This is a genomic window from Mycobacterium riyadhense (assembly GCF_963853645.1).
Lineage (GTDB): Bacteria > Actinomycetota > Actinomycetes > Mycobacteriales > Mycobacteriaceae > Mycobacterium > Mycobacterium riyadhense.
The window spans coordinates 3267015-3288469 of the sequence record NZ_OY970456.1; the positions used below are offsets into that span (position 1 = coordinate 3267015).

8 protein-coding genes are annotated in these 21455 nt (G+C 66.5%); 6 read left to right on the forward strand and 2 right to left on the reverse strand.

What is annotated here, in order from left to right; genetic code table 11:
• The first annotated feature begins 80 nt into the window (after positions 1 to 80).
• From AADZ78_RS14740 to AADZ78_RS14750, 3 genes are all read left to right on the forward strand, one after another.
• Entirely contained in the window at positions 81 to 443 is a 363-nt protein-coding gene (locus tag AADZ78_RS14740) for a hypothetical protein (RefSeq protein WP_085253524.1), read from the forward strand.
• A gap of 276 nt (positions 444 to 719) precedes the next feature.
• On the forward strand, positions 720 to 13196 hold the full coding sequence (locus tag AADZ78_RS14745; protein ID WP_085253523.1) for a type I polyketide synthase: 12477 nt from the start codon (positions 720 to 722) through the stop codon (positions 13194 to 13196).
• Between the two features lie 20 nt (positions 13197 to 13216).
• Complete coding sequence (locus AADZ78_RS14750; protein WP_085253522.1) at positions 13217 to 15835, forward strand: sugar epimerase family protein; 2619 nt, start codon at positions 13217 to 13219, stop codon at positions 15833 to 15835.
• A 5-nt stretch (positions 15836 to 15840) separates the two neighbouring features.
• Here the strand turns inward: AADZ78_RS14750 and AADZ78_RS14755 are convergent, their stop codons facing one another.
• Complete coding sequence (locus tag AADZ78_RS14755; protein ID WP_085253521.1) at positions 15841 to 16515, reverse strand: hypothetical protein; 675 nt, start codon at positions 16513 to 16515, stop codon at positions 15841 to 15843.
• A gap of 79 nt (positions 16516 to 16594) precedes the next feature.
• Here AADZ78_RS14755 and AADZ78_RS14760 point away from each other — a divergent pair, with 79 nt between their 5' ends.
• The 3 genes from AADZ78_RS14760 to AADZ78_RS14770 are packed head-to-tail and all read left to right on the forward strand — an operon-like array spanning position 16595 to position 20612.
• Complete coding sequence (locus AADZ78_RS14760) at positions 16595 to 18100, forward strand: carboxylesterase/lipase family protein (protein WP_085253520.1); 1506 nt, start codon at positions 16595 to 16597, stop codon at positions 18098 to 18100.
• Positions 18101 to 18105: 5 nt separating this feature from the next.
• Positions 18106 to 20091 carry a phosphotransferase gene (locus AADZ78_RS14765; RefSeq protein WP_085253552.1) on the forward strand — a complete coding sequence of 662 codons (1986 nt, stop codon included), beginning with the start codon at positions 18106 to 18108 and terminating at the stop codon, positions 20089 to 20091.
• Positions 20070 to 20612, forward strand: a complete 543-nt coding sequence (locus tag AADZ78_RS14770) for a gluconokinase (protein ID WP_085253519.1) — start codon at positions 20070 to 20072, stop codon at positions 20610 to 20612. Before AADZ78_RS14765 ends, AADZ78_RS14770 begins: the two co-directional genes overlap by 22 nt.
• On the opposite strand, the gene AADZ78_RS14775 is transcribed toward AADZ78_RS14770, so the two are convergent.
• Positions 20581 to 21441 carry a DoxX family protein gene (locus AADZ78_RS14775; RefSeq protein WP_085253518.1) on the reverse strand — a complete coding sequence of 287 codons (861 nt, stop codon included), beginning with the start codon at positions 21439 to 21441 and terminating at the stop codon, positions 20581 to 20583. The two genes, AADZ78_RS14770 and AADZ78_RS14775, sit on opposite strands and share 32 nt — an antisense overlap.
• Positions 21442 to 21455 lie beyond the last annotated feature (14 nt).

Below are 21455 nucleotides of genomic sequence, written 5' to 3' on the forward strand. Positions count from 1 at the left end.
CCGCGTGAAAACGCGGCCCACGCAACGCGGCACCTAATGATACCGGGATCACGGGCTGCGTCGGGCTAAAGTCGTGAGGCGTGAGTCTTGCCCGACATCAACGCGGTCGACCCCAACCGTGCCGTTGGTGTGGTCGCGACGTCACCGATGTCGGCATGGGTCGTCGTCGCCAGTATTGCAGGCAGTCCTGCCGCCAGCGGGCATATGAGCAGCGGGCCATGATCACCCGAGGTGAGGCGGTGGCCTTGCCCGCCGATGCGGTGGTGTTGTCGGCCGACGAGGCGGCCGACTTATCGGATCGCGTCTACCAGGTGCGATGCGCGGCGGAGGATGTCGTCACCGCGCTCGACGAAGGAGCTGGGGCAACCGAACTGCGTGAACTTTGCCACCAGTTGATCCGGGCCGCCAAGGCTGCCGACGGGTGGCGCCGGGTGGGCGTCTAGCCCGCCCCGCTCGCGCATTGACATGCGCGTATCCGGCAGGGGTGAGTGGGCCAGGTAAAGTCACGCCATGAACGGTGCATCGGGGCCTGCGGGGGCTACCAGGGGTCAGACCAGCCGTTCCTCGGGTAGCCGGAAGCATCGGACGTTTTTTTGAAATCCTGCCGCAGTTGGCGATACTCACGAGCGACATTCTTGGGTCGAAGCGCAGCACGATGTCTCGCTTCGTGCAGCAACGTCGGTGACTCGGCGTAAGCGAGGATTAGGCAATGGTTAGTAATGGTTGATCAACTCCAGCATGCGACCGAAGCGTTGCGGAAGGCGCTGGTCCAGGTTGAACGCCTGAAGCGCACCAACCGTGCGCTGCTGGAGCGGTCGAGTGAGCCGATCGCCATTATCGGAATGTCGTGTCGCTTCCCGGGTGGAGTCGACTCGCCCGAGGGTCTGTGGCAGATGGTCGCCGAAGGCCGGGATGTGATCTCAGAGTTTCCCACCGATCGCGGCTGGGATTTGGCTGGGCTCTTTGATCCAGACCCTGACGCGCGGCACAAGTCCTACGCGCGAACCGGGGGCTTCGTGGACGGCGTCGCCGACTTCGACGCCGCCTTCTTCGGGATTGCGCCCAGCGAGGCGCTGGCGATGGATCCCCAGCATCGGATGTTGCTGGAGCTCTCGTGGGAAGCATTGGAGCGGGCCGGGATCGATCCGAGTGGGTTGCGAGGCAGCGCCACGGGCGTCTATGCCGGGCTGATCGTCCAGGGCTACGGCATGTCGGCCGAGGAGATTGAGGGCTACCGACTCACCGGAATGACCTCCAGCGTCGCCTCCGGGCGGGTGTCGTATGTGCTGGGTCTGGAGGGCCCGGCCGTGTCGGTGGATACCGCGTGCTCGTCGTCGTTGGTGGCGTTGCATATGGCGGTACAGTCGCTGCGGTCCGGCGAATGCGACCTGGCGCTAGCCGGCGGCGCGACCGTCAACGCCACGCCGACGGTCTTCGTGGAGTTCAGCCGGCACCGGGGACTGGCGCCGGATGGGCGATGCAAGGCGTACGCCGGGGCGGCCGACGGGGTCGGCTGGTCCGAAGGCGGGGCGATGTTGGTGGTGGAGCGGTTGTCGGATGCGCAGCGGTTGGGTCATCCGGTGTTGGCGGTGGTGCGCGGTTCGGCCGTCAACCAGGACGGCGCCTCCAATGGGTTGACCGCGCCCAATGGTCCCTCGCAGCAGCGGGTGGTGCGCGCCGCGCTGGCGAATGCCGGGCTCTCGGCGGCCGACATCGATGTGGTGGAGGGCCACGGCACCGGGACCACACTGGGTGATCCCATCGAGGCTCAGGCGTTGTTGGCGACCTACGGCCAGGATCGGGCGGAGCCCGGAAAACCTTTGTGGTTGGGGTCGATCAAGTCCAACATGGGCCACACGCAGGCCGCCGCGGGGGTGGCGGGTGTGATCAAAATGGTGCAGGCACTGCGCCACGAGGAGTTGCCGGCGACGTTGCATGTGGACGCGCCTTCCCCGCATGTGGATTGGTCGGCGGGAGCGGTGTCGTTGCTGACAACGTCGCAGCCCTGGCCGGCCGACGGTCGGGTGCGCCGCGCCGGGGTGTCGTCGTTCGGAATTAGCGGCACCAATGCACACGTGATCGTCGAAGCGGCTCCGGTCCAGCGCCGCGGGCCCTGTTCGCCCAGCCCCGCGGTGCCGTGGATAGTGTCGGCCAAGTCGGCATCGGCGTTGGGGGTGCAGGCGGCCCGGTTGGCGGAGCACATGCGTGGCCATGACGGGCTTGATGTTGCCGACGTGGGGTGGTCGTTGGCCGGGCGTTCGACCTTCGAGCATCGCGCGGTGGTCGTCGGTCGCGATCGGGCCACTTTGCTGGCCGGGTTAGATGAATTGGCGGGTGACGACGTTGCGGGTGGCGTTGGTGTCGTACGCGGAATCGCTCAGCCAGCGGGCAAGACCGTGTTCGTGTTCCCCGGCCAAGGCTCCCAGTGGGTCGGTATGGGTGTCGAATTACTCGATACTGCACCGGCATTCGCACAGCAGATCGATGCGTGTGCCGCGGCCTTCGCGGAATTCGTCGACTGGTCACTGTCCGATGTGTTGCGTGGCGTTCCGGGTGCTCCGGGACTGGATCGCGTGGATGTGGTGCAGCCAGCGCTATTTGCTGTGATGGTGTCATTGGCCGAACTGTGGAAATCGGTCGGGGTACGCCCGGATGCGGTGATCGGCCATTCGCAGGGTGAAATCGCCGCCGCCTACGTGGCCGGGGCGCTGTCGCTGCGCGACGCGGCAAAGGTGGTCACGCTGCGCAGCAAATTGCTGACCGGACTCGCCGGCCCGGGCGGCATGGTGTCGATCGCGTGCGGTTCCGACAAGGCGCAAGAGCTGTTGGCGCCCTTTGGCAATCGGGTCGGCGTGGCCGCCGTCAACGGCCGATCGGCCGTCGTGGTGTCGGGCGAAGGGGCCGCGCTGGAGGAGCTCATCGGGCTGTGTGCTGATCAGGAACTGCGCACCCGGCGCATCGAGGTCGACTACGCGTCTCATTCGGTTGAGGTCGAGGCGATCCGAGCCGAGCTGCTCGACGTTCTGTCGGGCATCGAGCCCCAAGCCACCCGAACCGTCTTCTTCTCCACCGTCACCGGAAACCGTTTGGACACAGCCGGTTTGGATGCCGAATACTGGTATCGCAACATTCGGCAGACGGTCGAGCTCGACCTGGCGGTGCGCAGCGCGTACCAGCATGGCTACCGCACTTTCATCGAATCCAGCCCGCATCCGGCGTTGATCGCAGGCATCGAAGACACGTTTAACGACTGCGCTGCAGGCGACGCCGAGGCAGTGGTCGTTCCCACCCTGGGTCGTGAGGACGGTGGACTGCACCGGTTCCTGTCGTCGGCCGCCGCCGCGTTTGTCGCCGGTGTTGCTGTGGATTGGCGTGGCGTGCTGGGCGGGGCAGGGTTTGTTGAGCTGCCGACGTATGCCTTTGAGCGGCGGCGGTTTTGGCTTGCCGGTGAAGGTGTCGCGGCCGACGCCCACGGTTTGGGACTGGGTGCCAGCGAACACCCGTTGCTGAGCGCGGTGGTGGACCTGCCGGCTTCGGGTGGGGTGGTGTTGACGGGTCGGTTGTCGCCGAGTGTGCAGGGGTGGTTGGCCGATCACGCAGTGTCGGAGACGGTAGTGTTCCCGGGCGCGGGCTTTGTGGAGTTGGCCGTGCGCGCCGGCGACGAAGTCGGCTGTTCGGTGCTCGATGAGCTGACCCTGCGGACACCGTTGATGTTGTCGGCTTCGACTTCGGTTGCGGTGCAAGTGGTTGTCGGCGCCGTAACCGAATCCGGCCATCGCAGCGTGTCGGTCTACTCCCGCGCCGAGGCAGGCGCCGGTTCGGTGTGGGTGTGCCACGCCGAGGGCACGCTGAGCTCCGGAGGCGTCGAGCCCGGCGCGGACCTCTCGGTCTGGCCGCCCGCGGGTGCCGTCGCCGTGGACATCGCCGACGGCTACGAACGGTTGGCGGCGCACGGGTATGACTACGGTCCAGCGTTTCGGGGCCTGACCGCGCTATGGACCCGCGGCGACGAGCTGTTCGCCGAAGTGCGGCTGCCGGAGGCGGCCGGCGGTGTTGCTGGATTCGGGGTGCACCCAGCGCTACTGGACGCCGCGCTCCATGCGGCGCTGCTGGCCCACCAAGATGCCGAACTGGTGTTGCCGTTCTCCTGGCAGGGTGTGTCGTTGCATGCCGCAGGGGCATCGGCGGTGCGGGCTCGGATTGCGCCGGTGGGCCAGTCGGCAGTGTCTATCGAACTTGCCGACGGGCTGGGATTGCCCGTGTTGTCGGTAGCAGCGATGGCGGCCCGTCCGGTGACCGAGCAGCAGCTGCGGGCCGCGGTGTCCGGCTTGGGCGCGGACCGGCTATTCGAGCTGGTTTGGTCACCGGCGACATCGGCAGGCAAGGATGCCACACCTTCCTACGAAGTATTCGAATCCGTTGCGGCTGACGAGGATCCGGTATCAGACACCTACGGGCGCGCTCACGAAGCTCTGGCGGCTGTGCAGTCGTGGCTGACCGACCGTGACTCGGGAGTGCTGGTGGTGGCGACCCGAGGAGCGATGGCGTTGCCGGGGGAGGACGTCACGGACTTGGCCGGCGCTGCGGTGTGGGGGCTGGTGCGTTCCGCGCAGACCGAGAACCCGGGCCGGTTCGTGTTGGTTGATTCCGATGCGCCGCTTGATGATGCGGCAGCAGCCACCGCACTGGCGCTCGGCGAGCCGCAGGTGCTGTTGCGAGGCGCACAGGCCTACATCGCCCGCGTACATGCCAGCCGCACCGTCAACGAAATCTTGGTGCCGCCAGGCGACGGACCGTGGCGGCTCGGCATGAGCAGCGCGGGCACCTTTGAAAATCTGCAACTGGAGCCGGTTCCCAACGCCGATGCGCCGTTGCAGCCCGGCCAGGTTCGAGTGGCCCTGCGCGCCATCGCCGCCAACTTCCGCGACATCATGATCACCCTGGGCATGTTCACCCACGATGCGCTGCTCGGCGGCGAAGGCGCCGGTGTGGTCGTCGAGGTCGGGCCCGGAGTTACCGAATTCGCCGTCGGCGACTCGGTGTACGGCTTCTTCCCCGACGGCAGCGGCACCCTGGTTCCCGGCGACACCCGCCTCTTGCTTCCGATGCCCGCCGACTGGTCGTACCCCGAAGCCGCGGCCATATCAGCGGTTTTCACCACCGCATACATGGCCTTCGTGCATTTGGCCGAGGTCAAGCCGGGACAGCGGGTGTTGGTGCATGCCGCCGCCGGTGGCGTGGGCATGGCCGCGGTCCAGCTGGCCCGGCATTTCGGCTTGGAAGTGTTCGCCACCGCCAGCAAGGGTAAGTGGGACACCTTGCGGGCCATGGGCTTTGACGAAGACCACATCTCCGATTCGCGCAGCCTCCAGTTCGAGGACAAGTTCCGGACGGTTACCGGTGGGCGCGGCATGGATGTGGTGCTGGATTCGCTCGCCGGTGAATTCGTGGATGCATCACTGCGCCTGGTAGCCCCGGGCGGGATCTTCCTGGAGATGGGCAAGACCGACATCCGTGATCCAGGCGTTATCGCCCAGGAGCACCCAGGGGTGCGCTATCGCGCTTTCGACCTCTTCGAGCCCGGCCGTTCCCGCATGCACCAGTGGATGCTCGACCTGGCCGAACTCTTTGACGCCGGCGTGCTGCGGCCGTTGCCGGTGACCACGTTTGACGTGCGGCGCGCGCACGCGGCGCTGCGGTATCTGAGCCAGGCCCGCCATGTCGGCAAGGTCGTCATGGTGATGCCCGACGCGTGGGCCATGGGCACCGTGCTGATCACCGGCGGCACCGGAATGGCGGGTTCGGCGTTGGCGCGTCATGTGGTTGCCCACCACGGTGTGCGTCATCTGGTGTTGGCGAGTCGACGCGGTCCGGATGCGCCGGAGGCCGCGGAGTTGGTGGCCGAGTTGAGCGCCGCCGGTGCGCAGGTGCAGGTGGTGGCGTGCGATGCGGCGGATCGAGCGGCGCTGGCCAAGGTGATCGCCGATATTCCCATGCAGCGGCCGCTATCGGGTGTGATTCATGCGGCTGGAGTGCTTGACGACGCAGTGATTTCGTCGTTGACGCCAGACCGGGTCGACATGGTGTTGCGCGCCAAGGTGGACGCGGCCTGGAACTTGCACGAGTTGACCCGCGATCTGAATCTGTCTGCGTTCGTGATGTTTTCGTCGATGGCTGGACTCATCGGTTCGTCCGGGCAGGGCAACTATTCGGCGGCCAACTGCTTCCTCGATGCGTTGGCCGCTCATCGGCGCGCTCACGGGCTGCCGGCGATGTCACTCGGGTGGGGACTGTGGGAACAGGCCAGCGCCATGACCGGTGGACTCGACGCCGCCGATCTGGCCCGGCTGGGCCGCGAGGGGATCCTGGCACTGTCCTCGGAAGAGGCGCTGGAATTGTTCGACACGGCACTGATCGTGGACCAACCCTTCCTGGCGCCGGCGCGCATCGATCTGGCTGCACTGCGGGCTCATGCGGAGGCGCTGCCTGCGATGTTCACCGAGCTGGTCAACGCGCCGATGCGACGGCAGGTTGACGATTCTCTGGCGGCAGCGAAGTCGAAATCGGCGCTGGCGCACCGCCTGCACGGCTTGCCGGAGCCCGAACAGCATGCCGTGTTGCTGGACTTGGTGCGATCCCATATCGCCACTGTGCTGGGCAATATCGCACCGGAAGCCATCGACCCCGACAAGGCGTTCCAGGAGTTGGGTTTCGACTCGCTGACCGCGGTCGAAATGCGCAACCGACTCAAATCCGCTACCGGCCTGTCGCTTTCACCCACGCTCATCTTCGACTACCCGACGCCCAACGGCCTGGCGTCCTACATCCGCACCGAACTGGCCGGAGTCCCACAAGAAGTCAAGCAGACACCCGCCGTTCGTGCCTCGGGCGACGATCCGATCGCGATCGTGGGCATGTCGTGTCGGTATCCGGGCGGGGTGGAGTCACCGGAAGACCTATGGGACATGTTGGTCCAGGGCCGTGACGTGCTCTCGGAATTCCCGAGCGATCGGGGCTGGGATCTGGCCGGGCTGTATAACCCCGATCCCGACGTGGCGGGGACCTGCTACACCCGCACCGGTGGTTTCGTGGACGGCGTCGCAGACTTCGACCCCGCCTTCTTCGGGGTCGCGCCGAGCGAGGCCCTAGCTATGGACCCCCAGCAACGGATGTTCCTCGAACTTTCCTGGGAAGCCTTGGAGCGAGCGGGAATTGATCCCGGCGGACTGCGGGGCAGCACTACCGGCGTGTTCGCCGGGGTGATGACCCAGGGCTACGGCATGTCCGGGTGCTCGTCGGCCGCCGAAGCGGTGGAAGGCTTCCGGCTGACCGGTCAGTCGTCGAGCGTGGCGTCCGGTCGGGTGGCCTATGTGCTGGGGTTGGAAGGCCCTGCGGTGTCGGTGGATACGGCGTGCTCGTCGTCGCTGGTGGCGCTGCACATGGCGGTACAGTCGCTGCGTTCGGGGGAGTGCGATTTGGCGCTGGCCGGCGGTGTCACCGTGAACGCCACACCCGACATCTTCGTCGAGTTCAGCCGCATGCGCGGGTTGTCAGCGGACGGCCGCTGCAAGGCATTTGCCGGCGCAGCCGACGGCACCGGCTTCTCCGAAGGCGGCGGACTGCTGGTCGTGGAGCGGTTGTCGGATGCCCAGCGGCTGGGTCATCCAGTGTTGGCGCTGTTGCGGGGTTCGGCGATCAACCAGGACGGAGCCTCCAATGGATTGACCGCGCCCAATGGTCCCTCGCAGCAGCGAGTGGTGCGGGCGGCGTTGGCCAGCGCGGGGTTGTCGGCCGCCGACGTCGATGCGGTGGAAGGCCACGGCACCGGGACGACACTGGGCGATCCGATTGAGGCGCAGGCGTTATTGGCGACCTACGGCCAGGGGCGCGCGCAGCCGCTATGGCTGGGGTCGGTGAAGTCGAACATGGGTCACACGCAGGCCGCCGCGGGGGTGGCCGGTGTGATCAAGATGGTGTTGGCGATGCGCCATGAGATGCTGCCGGCGACGTTGCATGTGGATGAGCCGAGTCCGCATGTGGAATGGTCCGCCGGGTCGGTGTCGTTGCTCACAACGCCGCAGCCCTGGCCGGCCAATGGTCGGGTGCGTAGGGCTGGGGTGTCGTCGTTCGGGATCAGCGGCACCAACGCGCACGTGATCGTGGAGGCGGCACCGGTGGTCGCCGCGGTCGAGGATGCTCGGCCCAAGCCGCCCATGGTGCCGTGGGTGGTGTCGGCCAGGTCGGCGTCGGCGTTGGAGGCGCAGGCGATTCGGCTGTCGGCGTATGTGCATGCCCATGACGAGATCGATGTTGGCGACGTGGGGTGGTCGCTGGCGGGACGTTCGGCCTTTGAGCATCGCGCGGTCGTCGTCGGTGGCGATCGGGACAGCTTGCTGGCTGGGTTGGACGAGTTGGCCAGCGGTGATCCAGGCTGCTCGGTGATCCGTGGCTCGGCCCGTTCCGGGGGCAAGACCGTCTTCGTGTTTCCCGGCCAAGGCTCCCAATTCCTGGGCATGGGAATGGGATTGCACGCCGGATACCCGGTATTCGCCGAGGCATTCAACAGCGTCCTGGCCGAACTGGACCAGCATCTGCTGCGCCCACTTCGCGAGGTGATCTGGGGCTGCGACGAAAACCTGCTGAACACTACCGAATTCGCGCAGCCGGCGTTGTTCGCGGTAGAAGTCGCCCTGTTTCGATTGCTGGAATCCTGGGGTGTGCGGCCCGATTTCGTGATGGGCCACTCGGTCGGCGAGATTAGCGCCGCGCACGTCGCCGGCGTCTTGTCACTGGAAAACGCCGCGGTACTGGTCGCGGCCCGCGGCCGGTTCATGCAGGCACTGCCGGCCGGCGGGGCAATGGTGGCCGTGCAGGCCACCGAAGATGAGGTGCGGCCGTTGTTGACCGCTGAAATCGGCATCGCCGCGGTCAATGGCCCAGCCTCGGTGGTGATTTCGGGTGCGGGCGATTCCGTCATCGCCGTCGCCGAACAGCTCCGCGCCCGCGGCCGACGCGTCCACCAACTAGCCGTCTCGCACGCATTCCACTCGCCGCTGATGGAACCCATGATCGACGAATTCGGAACGGTGGCTTCCGGACTCACCATCTCCCAGCCCACCATCGGAATCATCTCGAACCTGACGGGCCGGCTGGCGGGTGACGACTTCGCGTCCTTGGCGTACTGGAAGCGACATGTCCGGGAAGCGGTGCGGTTCGCTGACAGCGTCCGCTTCGCTCAAGCGGCGGGTGCCACTCGGTTCGTCGAAGTCGGGCCGGGCAGCGGTTTGACGGCATCGATTGAAGAATCGCTGCCCGATGCGGACGTTTTGACCGTTTCCGCGCTGCGCAAGGACCGGCCCGAGCCGGCTGCCGTGATTCACGCTGTCGCCCGCGCCTTCGTCGGGGGTGCCACGGTGGACTGGCGCGCTGTAGTGGGCCAGGCGAATCTTGTCGAATTGCCGACGTATGCCTTTGAGCGGCGGCGGTTCTGGCTGTCCGGTGAAGCTGTTGCTGCCGATGCCGCCGGCCTGGGGCTGGAGGCCAGCGAGCACGCGCTGCTGGGCGCCGTGGTGGAGTTACCAGCGTCGGGCGGGGTAGTGCTGACGGGTCGGCTGTCGCCCGGCGCGCAGGGTTGGTTGGCCGATCACGCCGTTGGCGGCGTGGTGATCTTCCCCGGTGCGGGCTTCGTGGAGTTGGCGATCCGCGCCGGTGACGAGGTGGGCTGCGGGCTGGTGGACGAGCTGACATTGGCGGCGCCGTTGGTGTTACCACCCACCGGATCGGTGGCCGTGCAAGTCGTCGTCGGTGGTCCCGACGAGTCGGGCGCTCGCGCGGTTTCGGTGTACTCGCGTGCCGACGCCGGCGCCGACTGGTTGCTACACGCCGAGGGCACGTTGAGCCCGGGGACGGCGAAACCCACCACCGACTTGTCGGTATGGCCGCCGGTGGGCGCGGTCGCGGTCGAGATCGGCGACGGGTATGAGCAGTTGGCCGAGCGCGGGTATGGGTACGGGCCAGCATTCCGGGGCCTGAACGCGATGTGGCGCCGCGGCGAGGAGGTCTTCGCCGAGGTGACGTTGCCCGCGAACGCCGGGGTCTCCGTTGCCGGTTTCGGGGTCCACCCGGTGCTGTTGGACGCGGCCTTGCACGCGGTGATTCTGACCGCCGATGCCGCCGAAGTTCCCCCGGGCTCGGTGTTGGTTCCGTTCGCCTGGCAGGGCGCGTCGCTGCATGCCGCGGGCGCGTCGGCGGTACGGGCCCGGATCGCACCCGCGGGTCCGTCGGCGGTGTCGATCGAGTTGGCTGACGGATTGGGTCTGCCGGTGCTGTCAGTGGCCTCGATGCTGGCCCGGCCCGTGACCGATCAGCAGTTGCGGGCAGCGGTGTCCGGGTCGGGACCGGACCGGCTATTCGAGGTGATCTGGTCGGCGCAGCCGCCGGCCACTGTCGAGCCCGTACCCGTACGCCCTTGGGGGACAACGGATACACCCGATGCCGCTACGGTCGTTTTCGAGGTCGAACCGGTCGCCGGTGATGTCGTCACCGGGGTCTACGCAGCCGCGAGCTCGGTGCTGGAGGTGTTGCAGTCCTGGCTGTCCCGCGATGGGGCCGGGATGTTGGTGGTGGCGACACGGGGAGCGATGACCTTGCCGGGCGAAGATGTCACGGATTTGGCAGGTGCGGCGGTGTGGGGCCTGGTGCGATCGGCGCAGACCGAGCATCCCGGCCGCATCGTGCTCGTCGACACCGATGCGACCCTTGATGATTCGGCCATAGCCCAGGTCTTGGCAGCTGGCGAACCACAGGTGTTGTGGCGTGGCGACCAGGTGTACACCGCGCGGGTGCACGGCAGCCGCGCGGTCAGCGGCGTCCTGGTACCACCCGGTGACGGTCCCTGGCGGCTGGGCATGAGTGCCCCGGGCACCTTCGAGAACCTGCGGCTGGAACCGATTCCCGACGCCGACGCCCCGCTGGAGCTCGGCCATGTTCGGGTCGAATTGTCAGCGGTCGCCGCCAACTTCCGCGACGTCATGATCGCGCTGGGTCTGTATCCCGATCCGGACGCGGTAATGGGTGTTGAGGCGTCCGGTGTCGTCATCGAAACAGCCACTGCGGACGGTGGTTTCGCCGTCGGGGATCGGGTCATGGGCCTATTCCCGCAGGGCACCGGAACGATCGCCACCACCGACCACCGGCTGCTCGTCAAGGTGCCGGCCGGATGGTCGCTCACCGCGGCCGCCACCACATCGGTGGTCTTCGCCACCGCCTACTACGCACTGACGGACCTTGCTTCGGTGCAGCCCGGGCAGCGGATATTGGTGCATGCCGCCACCGGTGGGGTGGGAATGGCCGCCGTGCAGCTAGCCCGGCATTGGGGCTTGGAGGTCTTCGCCACCGCGAGCAAGGGCAAATGGGACACGTTGCGGGCCATGGGATTCGACGACGACCACATCTCTGATTCGCGCAGCCTCGAGTTCGAAGAAAAGTTCCGCGCCGTCACCGGTGGACACGGCATGGATGTGGTGTTGGACTCGCTGTCCGGTGATTTCGTGGACACCTCGTTGCGTCTGGTGGCGCCCGGCGGGACCTTCTTGGAAATGGGTAAGACCGACATCCGCGACCCCGGCGCGGTCGCCGAGCAGCACACGGGTGTGCGCTATCGCGCCTTCGACCTGTTCGAGGCCGGGCCGGACCGCATTCAGCAGATGCTCGCAGAGCTGGCCGCGTTATTCGGCGACGACGTGCTGCGGCCGTTGCCCGTGACGACGTTTGATGTGCGACGGGCACCTGCGGCCTTGCGGTACTTGAGCCAGGCGCGCCATGTCGGCAAGGTCGTCATGATCATGCCCGACGCTTGGGCGGCGGGCACCGTGTTGATCACCGGTGGCACGGGCATGGCGGGCTCGGCGCTGGCGCGTCACATCGTGACCCGGCACGGTGTGCGTCAGCTGGTTTTGATCAGTCGCCGCGGCCCGGATGCGCCGGGAGCCGCGGAGCTGGTCGCCGAACTGAGTGATGCCGGTGCGCAGGTGCAGGTGGTGGCGTGCGACGCGGCCGACCGGGCGGCCCTGGCCGAGGTCATCGCCGATATCCCCGTGCAGCAGCCGCTCTCGGCCGTGCTGCACACCGCGGGGGCGCTCGACGACGCGGTCGTGACATCGCTGACGCCCGAGCGAATGGAAGTGGCACTACGCGCCAAGGTCGACGCGGCGTGGAACCTTCACGAGTTGACCCGGGACCTGGACCTGTCGGCGTTTGTGCTGTTCTCTTCGATGGCCGGGCTGGTGGGGTCGTCGGGGCAGGGCAATTATTCGGCGGCCAACTCTTTCCTGGACGCACTGGCCGTACATCGGCAAGCACACGGACTTCCGGCCGTCTCGCTGGGCTGGGGACTGTGGGATCAGGCCAGCGCCATGACCGGCGCTTTGGAGGCCGTCGACTTCAAGAGGTTCGCGCGGGACGGCATCACGGCGATGTCCTCCGATGAAGCCCTCGGCTTGCTCGACACCGCAATGATTGTCGGCCAACCGTTCATGGTGCCGGCGCATATCGATCTCGCCGCGTTGCGGGTCAAGTTTGACGGTGGCACGCTGCCGCCGATGTTCGTCGATCTGATCAACGCGCCGACCCGGCGCCAGGTGGACGACTCGCTCGCCGCCGCGAAGTCGAAATCGGCTCTGCTGCAACGCCTTGACGGGCTTCATGAAGACGAGCAGCATGCCGTCCTGCTCGACCTGGTCCGTTCGCACATCGCCACGGTGCTGGGCAACACCAGCGCCGAAGCGATCGATCCGGACCGGGCGTTTCAGGAGTTGGGCTTTGATTCACTGACTGCGGTCGAAATGCGCAACCGGCTTAAATCCGCTACCGGACTGGCGCTTTCGCCCACGCTCATCTTCGACTACCCGAACTCGGCCGCGCTCGCCGGCTACATGCATCGAGAGCTCCTCGGCACGTCAGCCCAACAGGCCCCGGCCGAGGTGGCAGGGGAAGCCGAACTGCAGCGTGTGGTGGCCTCGATTCCGGTCAAGCGCCTGCGGCAGGCGGGAGTGCTGGATCTATTGTTGGCGTTGGCAAATGAAAGCGACACCAATGGTCAGACGGCGACGGCTCCCGCGGAGACCACCGAAAAGGACATCGCGGACATGGACCTCGACGACCTGGTGAACGCGGCATTCATGAACGACGACGAGTAGCGCATGAGCGAGCACATTCAGTGAGGGTTGCGGTCACGGGGGCCAGCGGTGTTCTCGGCCGCGGTCTCGCGGTCCGATTGCTCAGCCAGGGCCACGAGGTCGCCGGAATCGCCCGTCATCGACCCGAAAGCTGGCCGAGCCCGGCAGATTTCGTCTCGGCTGATATCCGCGACACAAGCGCGGTCGCGCATGCCATAGCGGGAGCCGACGTGGTCGTGCACTGTGCCTGGGCCAGGAACCCCGGGCCGGACCACCGCATCTGCCACCAGGTGAATATCGAAGGCACCAGCAATGTCCTCACGGCGATGGCCGAGACTAAGGCCGAGCGAATCGTGTTCACCAGCTCGGCGCACGTTTACGCGCCGACATCCACCGAGGGCCAACACAAGGCCCGTGTCGAGGAGATGTTGGCGGCCTCGGACCTGCAGTGGGTCGCGATCCGTTCGGCACTCCTTGTTGGTCGCAGCGTCGACAACTGGGTGCGCCGGCTGTTGGCGCTGCCGGTTTTTCCTGACGGTTACGCCGATCACACGGTACAAGTTGTCCATACCGACGATGCGCTTCGACTGTTGACCCGCGCGGTTCTGGACACTGGAATCGATAGCGGTGCAGTCAATCTCGCAGCCCCGGGCGAGCTGACATTTCGGCAGATCGCAAACCTACTCGGACGTCCAATTGTGCCGACTGGCGCGCGGATGCTACGGCGACGCGTCAACCCATTCACCGAACTCGAATTCGTGCAGCGCGCACCGGTGATGGAAACCTCACGGCTGCATGACCAGTGGGGATTCCAGCCAGCCTGGACCGCACGGGAATCCCTCGAAGACTTCGCCCTGGCGGTGCGTGGCCGGGTTTCCTTTGGTGGCCGGGAGGTATCGCTGCCGTGGCGCCTGGCCAATGTCGCCGACCTGCCCGCCGTCGACGCCCCGGCCGAGGACGGCCAGGTCCCCAGATTGGCGGGCCCAGAAGGCGATAACGGCGAATTCGACACTCCGATAGACCCGCGTTTCCCGACCTTCCTGGCCACCAATTTGTCGGAAGCACTGCCCGGTCCGTTCTCACCGTCGTCGGCGTCGGTCACCGTGCGAGGCCTGCGCGCCGGCGGCGTTGCCATCGCCGAACGCCTCCGGCCCGGCGGGATCGTGCAGCGGGAAATCGCACTGCGCACCGTCGCCGTGTTCGCTCACCGGCTCTACGGGGCCATCACCTCGGCGCATTTCATGGCCGAAACCGTGCCGTTCGCGAAGCCCGCGATGATCGTCAGCAATAGCGGCTTCTTCGGCCCCAGCATGGCGTCGCTGCCAATCTTTGGTGAGCAGCGCCCGCCATCGGAAAACAGCCGGCTCCGCAGGCAGTTGCGGACGGTCCGCAACATCGGGGTTTTCGGCGTTAACCTCGTCGGCCTGAGCGCGGGTTCGCCCCGGGACACCCGCGACTACCTGGCCGACGTCGATCGGCTGGAACGCCTTGCCGGCGACGAGCTCACCGAACTGGATGACCGACGGCTGCTGAGCCTGATCTTGTTGGCGCGCGACCACGTCGTACACGGATGGCTGCTGGCCTCGGGGTCTTTCATGCTGTGCGCCGCGTTCAATGTGCTGTTGCGGGGCGTGTGCGGGAAAGACACCGCACCGGCCGCAGGACCGGAATTGGTCAGCGCGCGATCGGTGGAAGCGGTACAGCGGCTGGTGCTTGCCGCGCGGCGCGACCCGACGGTGCTGCGCCTGCTCGCCGAACCGGGGGAGCGCCTGGAGAAGCTGGCCATCGAGGCACCGGATTTCTACGCGAAGGTGCGGCAAGAGCTTTCGTTGATCGGGCACCGCGGCCCGGCTGAGGTCGAGATGCTGTCGACCAGCTACGCCGACAATCCCGAGTTGTTGGTCCGGATGGTCGCCAGAACCTTGAGTGCACCGCCCGGACCGCAGCCCCATCGTCCCGCAATTCCGTTGCGGGCCAAGCCCATTGCATTGCTAGCGGCGCGCCAGCTGCGCGACCGTGAAGTCCGCCGCGACAAGATGGTGCGCGCCATCTGGGTGCTGCGCGCGCTCCTTCGCGAGTACGGGCGCCGGCTGACCGACGCGGGCGTCTTCGATGCCCCCGACGACGTGTTCTATCTGCTGGTCGACGAACTCGATGCCCTTCCCGAAGCCGTGTCAGATCTGGTGGCCCGGCGTCGGGCCGAGCATCGCCGGCTGGCCGGCGTGGTCCCGCCCACGGTGTTCAGCGGAAGCTGGAAGCCGCAGACCGTCGCCGCGGCGGCGCTCGCCGCCGGGGACACCCTGCGCGGAGTCGGTGTTTGCGGCGGGAAGGTCCGCGGCCGGGTACGCATCGTGCGGCCCGAGACCATCGACGACCTGCAGCCCGGTGAGATCTTGGTCGCCGAGGTCACCGACGTCGGCTACACCGCCGCATTTTGCTATGCCGCCGCAGTGGTGACCGAGCTCGGCGGCCCCATGTCACACGCCGCGGTGGTCGCCCGTGAGTTCGGCTTTCCTTGCGTTGTCGACGTGCCGGGCGCCACGCGCCTGTTGCCGTCAGGAGCGCTCATCGAGGTCGACGGCACAACCGGCGACATTCATGTGCTCGAATCGGCTCCCGAGAACAACCCTCCGCTTCCAGCCAGCGATCGAAGTCGTTGACAACCTCAGCAGTTAAACGCGGTGCCCACACCGTCGGGCGGCGGCACCGACCGCAGACAACCGAACGTCTCGATGCCGGCGGGGCTGAACCGGGCCGCGGACTGATGGGCGTAGTTCACGCACACCACACCGGCTTGATCGGCCCGGCAACGGTAATCGCCGAACGACAACGAATCGCCGGTCATCAATTCCGGCCCGTCGCCAAAGACGAACGGTCCCGGATCGGCACGCGCGGAACCGACCTGCAGGTTCGTGCCGTCGAAGTCGACCCAGCCGGCTTTCCATTCGCCGTAGGCAGTGGCGGGGGCAGGGGGCGGGTTGGTCAGTTTGACCAGACACGCCAGCGCATCGCCGGTGTGCTTGGAATCCGTCATGCACGCCACGGCGCCGCCCGAAGCGCTGAAAGCGACATCGCTGCCGAGCTGGGTGGTTACGCCGTCGCGGCTCGCGTTGTGATACCGGGCCGGATCGCCGGGGTGACCAGCCTCGATCCAAGCAATGACGTCGGAGATTGGCGCCCCCGGGGCTGGCACGCTAGCGGTCGCCGACGGCTTGCTGGTCGAGGAGACCGTGCTCGTAGTAACCGGGGAACTGGTTTGCGAATGCCCCGCGCGGTCGCCGGCGCCATGTGAGCATCCGGCAATCAGCAATGTCACTGCGACCAACGCGGCGATCCGCATTCAGTCAGGCTAGCCGCCACGGAGACGATTCTGGGCGCTGCGCGCACACTACATCCATAGTGTCGGCTACCGTCTGGATATGCACGAGCGCACCGTCCGCGCACACACGGCCAGCGGCATCGTCGAAGGCTTCACACGCGACGGCGTAAACCGCTGGCGATCCATCCCCTATGCCAAGCCACCTATGGGACCCCTGCGTTTCCGAGCACCCCGGCCAGCGCAGCCTTGGTCGGGAGTCCGGCACTGTCACGCCTTCGCCAACTGTGCGCCTCAGCAGCGTCGCTATACCATGCTCGGAATCGGCAAGTACCAGCCCATGAGCGAGGACTGCCTCACCCTCAACGTCGTCACGCCGCAAACTCCCGCTGCCGAACCGCTGCCGGTCATGGTCTTCATTCATGGCGGAGGGTACATCCTGGGCAGCTCGGCAACCCCGCTGTATGACGGGGCGGCGCTGGCACGCCGCGGCTGTGTTTACGTGTCGGTCAACTACCGGTTCGGCGCCCTGGGTTGTCTGGATCTTTCGTCGCTGTCGACACCGGACATCGTCTTCGAAAGCAATCTGTATCTGCGCGATCTGGTGCTGGCGCTGCGCTGGATTCGGGACAACATCGCCGAATTCGGTGGTGATCCCGACAACGTAACCATCTTCGGCGAAAGCGCGGGCGCCCACATCACCGCCACGCTATTGGCGGTGCCGGCCGCCGAAGGACTGTTCGCCCGGGCGATCTCGGAAAGCCCAGCCGCGGGCATGGTGCGTTCGCGAGAGGTTGCAGCAGAGTTCGCGAAACGCTTCGCGGACCTGCTCGGCGTGCGCACTGAGGACGCTGCCGCCGCGCTGATGCGGGCGTCGACTGCCGAATTGGTGAAAACACAACACCGACTGATCGACCAGGGCATGCAAAAACGGCTGGGCGCCTTCCCAATTGGTCCTGTCTTCGGCGACGACTTTCTGCCCGTGGATCCGGTTGAGGCGATGCGATGCGGCCAGGCTCACCGCGTGCCGCTCATTGTGGGCACCAACGCCGAAGAGGGCAGGTTGTTCACCCGCTTCCTTGGAATGTTGCCAACCAACGAAGCGATGGTCGAGGAGCTGTTCGTCGACGCGGAACCGGGTGCTCGCGAACGCATAACCGCCGCCTATCCGGAATATCCAGCGCCGGCGGCATGCATCCAGCTCGGCGGTGATTTCGCGTTCAGCTCCGCCGCCTGGCAGATCGCCGAGGCTCACGGCATCCATGCGCCGACGTACATGTACCGCTATGACTATGCGCCGCGCACGCTGCGCTGGGCGGGTATCGGGGCCACGCATGCCACCGAGCTGTTTGCCGTCTTCGACATCTACCGCACCAGGTTCGGCGCATTGCTGACCGCGGCGGCCGACCGGCGCGCCGCGCTGCGCGTCAGTAACCAGGTGCAACGACGATGGCGGTCGTTCAGCCGCACCGGTGTACCGGGCGACGACTGGCCGGCTTATACCCACACCGACCGCGCCGTCATGGTTTTCGATCGCAAGTGCCGCGTCGAGTTCGATCCGCACCAGCAACGCCGGATGGCGTGGGACGGCTTCTCCCTGGCACGCTGACCATCATGGAACCCAGCACCGAACGAGTGATCGAACGACCGAGCGAGCTCACCGCGTCCTGGTTGACCGCGACGATCGGAGCCGGTGTCGTTGCCGATTTCACCGTCGAGCGCATCGGCACCGGCCAGATGAGCGAGTGCTACCGCGTCTTGCTGACATACGCGGAACCGGGCGGGCCCGAATCGGTGGTGTTGAAGGTAGCGGCCACCGATCCGATGAGCCGCCAGACCGGGTCGGCCTTGGGCCTCTACGAGCGCGAAGTCCGCTTCTACCGTGACATCTCACCACGTCTTGGCGGGTCGATAGCGCCTTGCTACCACGCGGCGGTCGACGCCGCGAGCGGAGCATTCGACCTACTGCTCGGTGACGCCGGACCGGCGGTGGTCGGCGATGAAATCGCCGGCGCCACAACCGAACATGCCATGCTGGCCGTCACCCAACTGGGACGGTTGCACGGCCCGCTGGTCGGCGACACCACGCTGGCCGAAGCTCCGTGGCTCAACCGCGACGCACCGCTCACCCAGGCCATGATCACGCCGCTCTACGCCGGCTTCCTCGACCGCTACGGCGATCAGATCACACCGCAATGCCGGATGGTATGCGAACGTCTGATCGCCGCGTTCGACGGCTATCTGGACCAGGAGGCCACGAGAGTTCAAGGCTTGGTGCACGGCGACTACCGTTTGGACAACCTGCTTTTCGGCACCGCCGAGGCGGACCGGGCGCTCACTGTGGTCGACTGGCAGACCGTTTCTTGGGGGCCGGCGCTAACCGATCTGGCGTACTTCCTGGGCTGCGCCCTACCGACGCAGGATCGTCGTGCTAACTACGACGTGTTGCTGCGGGCGTATCACGAGGCATTGGGCCCCGAAGCGCCGATCAGCCTGTCCGACGTCGCCGAAGGCGTACGTCGACAAAGCTTTTTCGGTGTGATGATGGCAATCGTCTCGGCAATGTTGGTGGAGCGCACCGAGCGGGGCGACCGGATGTTCATGACGATGCTGCAGCGGCACTGCGATCACGTCCTGGATACCGACGCATTGGCGACGTTACCGGTTCCGTCGCCCCTGGAGCCGTTACGGCCTTCGGAGCAAGACGAACTCGCCCATGCCCCGACCAAAGAACCGCTGTGGAGTGAGAGCTGGTATGCCGACTTCGTGGACGCGACACAGGGTTTGGGCGGCTGGTTCCGGCTCGGCCTGATCCCGAACCAGCACACGGCCTGGTTTCACGCGCTGCTGTGCGGACCCGATCTACCGACCGTCGCCGTCGTCGACGTCGAAGTCCCACTGCCGGCAGACCCGTGGGTGCTGCGCACCGACGCCATCGATGTGGGCCACCGCGCCGACACGCCGCTGCAGAGCTATCGGGTTGACGTGCGGGCGCAAGGCCAGGCCTACCCGGAACCGTCGGCGTTGTTGCGCGACGAAGCGGGAGATCCGGTCGAGATCGCGATGAATCTGGTTTGGACCACCGACGGTACGCCGTATCGGTACCGCTTGACGACCCGTTACGAGATCCCGTGCACCGTCTCCGGCGGCGTGACCGTGAATGATACTCGCTACCAATTCAATTCGATTCCCGGGCAGCGCGACCACTCCTGGGGTGGCCGCGACTGGTGGAGCATGGACTGGATGTGGACTGCGCTGCATCTGGACGACGGCACCCACCTGCACGCGTTGAACGTGCGAATTCCGCACACCCCAGCGGTCGGCATCGGCTACATCCAGGACGCGGCGGGAAAAGTCAGCGAGCTGCGAACGGTCGACATTCGGGAAACGTTCGGCGACAACGGGTTACCGCTGAACGCGAAATTGAGTCTGAACCCAGGTGGGATCACGGCGAATATCGATGTGTGCGGGCAAGCGCCGGTCCGACTGACCGCCGGCGACGGACGGGTGAGCCAGTTCCCTCGTGCCTGGGTCAGCATCAGCACCGCAGACGGGCGAAGCGGGGTGGGTTGGATGGAATGGAACCGCAACCTTCAGTGAGCGCGACCCGGGTACCGATCGTGGTGATGGGTGTCGCCGGGTCGGGCAAATCGACGGTGGGTCCGGCGCTTGCCGAACGGTTGCGGGTGCCGTTCATGGATGCTGACACGCTGCATCCACCGAGCAATATCGCCAAGATGTCTGGCGGCGAGACACTCGATGACGACGATCGCTACCCATGGCTGGAACGGGTTGGCCGATGGCTGGCCGGTCACTCGCAGGGTGGTGTGGTGAGTTGTTCGGCGCTCAAACATCAATACCGCGATCAGCTGCGGGCGCACTGCCCACGGCTGCAGTTTTTGCATCTCACCGGGTCACCGGACCTGATAGGCCGCCGGTTGGCCGCAGGGTCTGGTCACTTCCTGCCGCCCACGCTGTTGCGGTCGCAATTCGACGTCCTGGAACCGCTCGGTGACGATGAGAGCGGTGTCGTCGTCGACATCGGCGCGGCTGGCCAGGATGTGCAAGCAGTTGTCGACGCGTTCTTGGCTAACGGCCCCAACGCTTGCGACGGTCGTTAACTCGTTCGTCGATTCGGTCGCGCGCGGCGTCAGCCAGCTGACCGCCCCGCACTACCGCCATGTCGGCAAGCTGGCTGCCGCGGTGACGTGCGGTTTCAGCCAGTTCCACGCCGCGCACCCGAGCGGTGCTTGCCAATTTTTCGCCCCGCTTGCGCGCGGCCTCGGCCAGTGGCGCACCCCTTTCGGCGGCTGTGCTGGCCAGTTCGCGTCCGCGTTCGAGCGCGGCTTCGGCGTATGGCGCGCTCTTTTCGGCGGCTGTGCTTGCCAGTTCGCGTCCGCGTTCGGCGCCCACCTGCAGGCCGTGGACGATCCTTTCGCCCAGCTCCGGGTCAATCAGCGTGTCGTGAGATCCCGGCAGCGCCCCGGATACCTTCTCGGAGAGTCGTTCGGCCGCCCGGCGGCCACGCCAACCCAATGACGGCTTGCCCCCGGTATCGGCGGCCGCGATGATCAGTCCGCCCAACAGGCTTACGTCGCTAAGGAATGCGCGGCGTTTCTCGGCCTTGAGCGCCGGATCGGCTTCACTCCAAAACATATGGGCGCCAAGGCTGCCCGGTATAACTGTCAATGCCAGTGCGGCCGAAGCAAGACGCGGTGTTCGGCCGGTGGCGAGCAAGATGCCGCCCCCGATCTGAACGGCCGCATTGATTCGAGCGAACGTCTCGGCGTCCGCTGGAACACGGCTGCCAACGGGATCCGGCAATGCCCGCAGTCCGTCCACCGTGGGTGCCGCGGCCTCGGCCGCAGGCTTGGGATTGAGCAGCGAGTCCACGCCTTGGCCGATGAATGCGACCGACAGCATGGGTCTCGCGATTCTGCGGATCAACATGGTCGATGGTTACC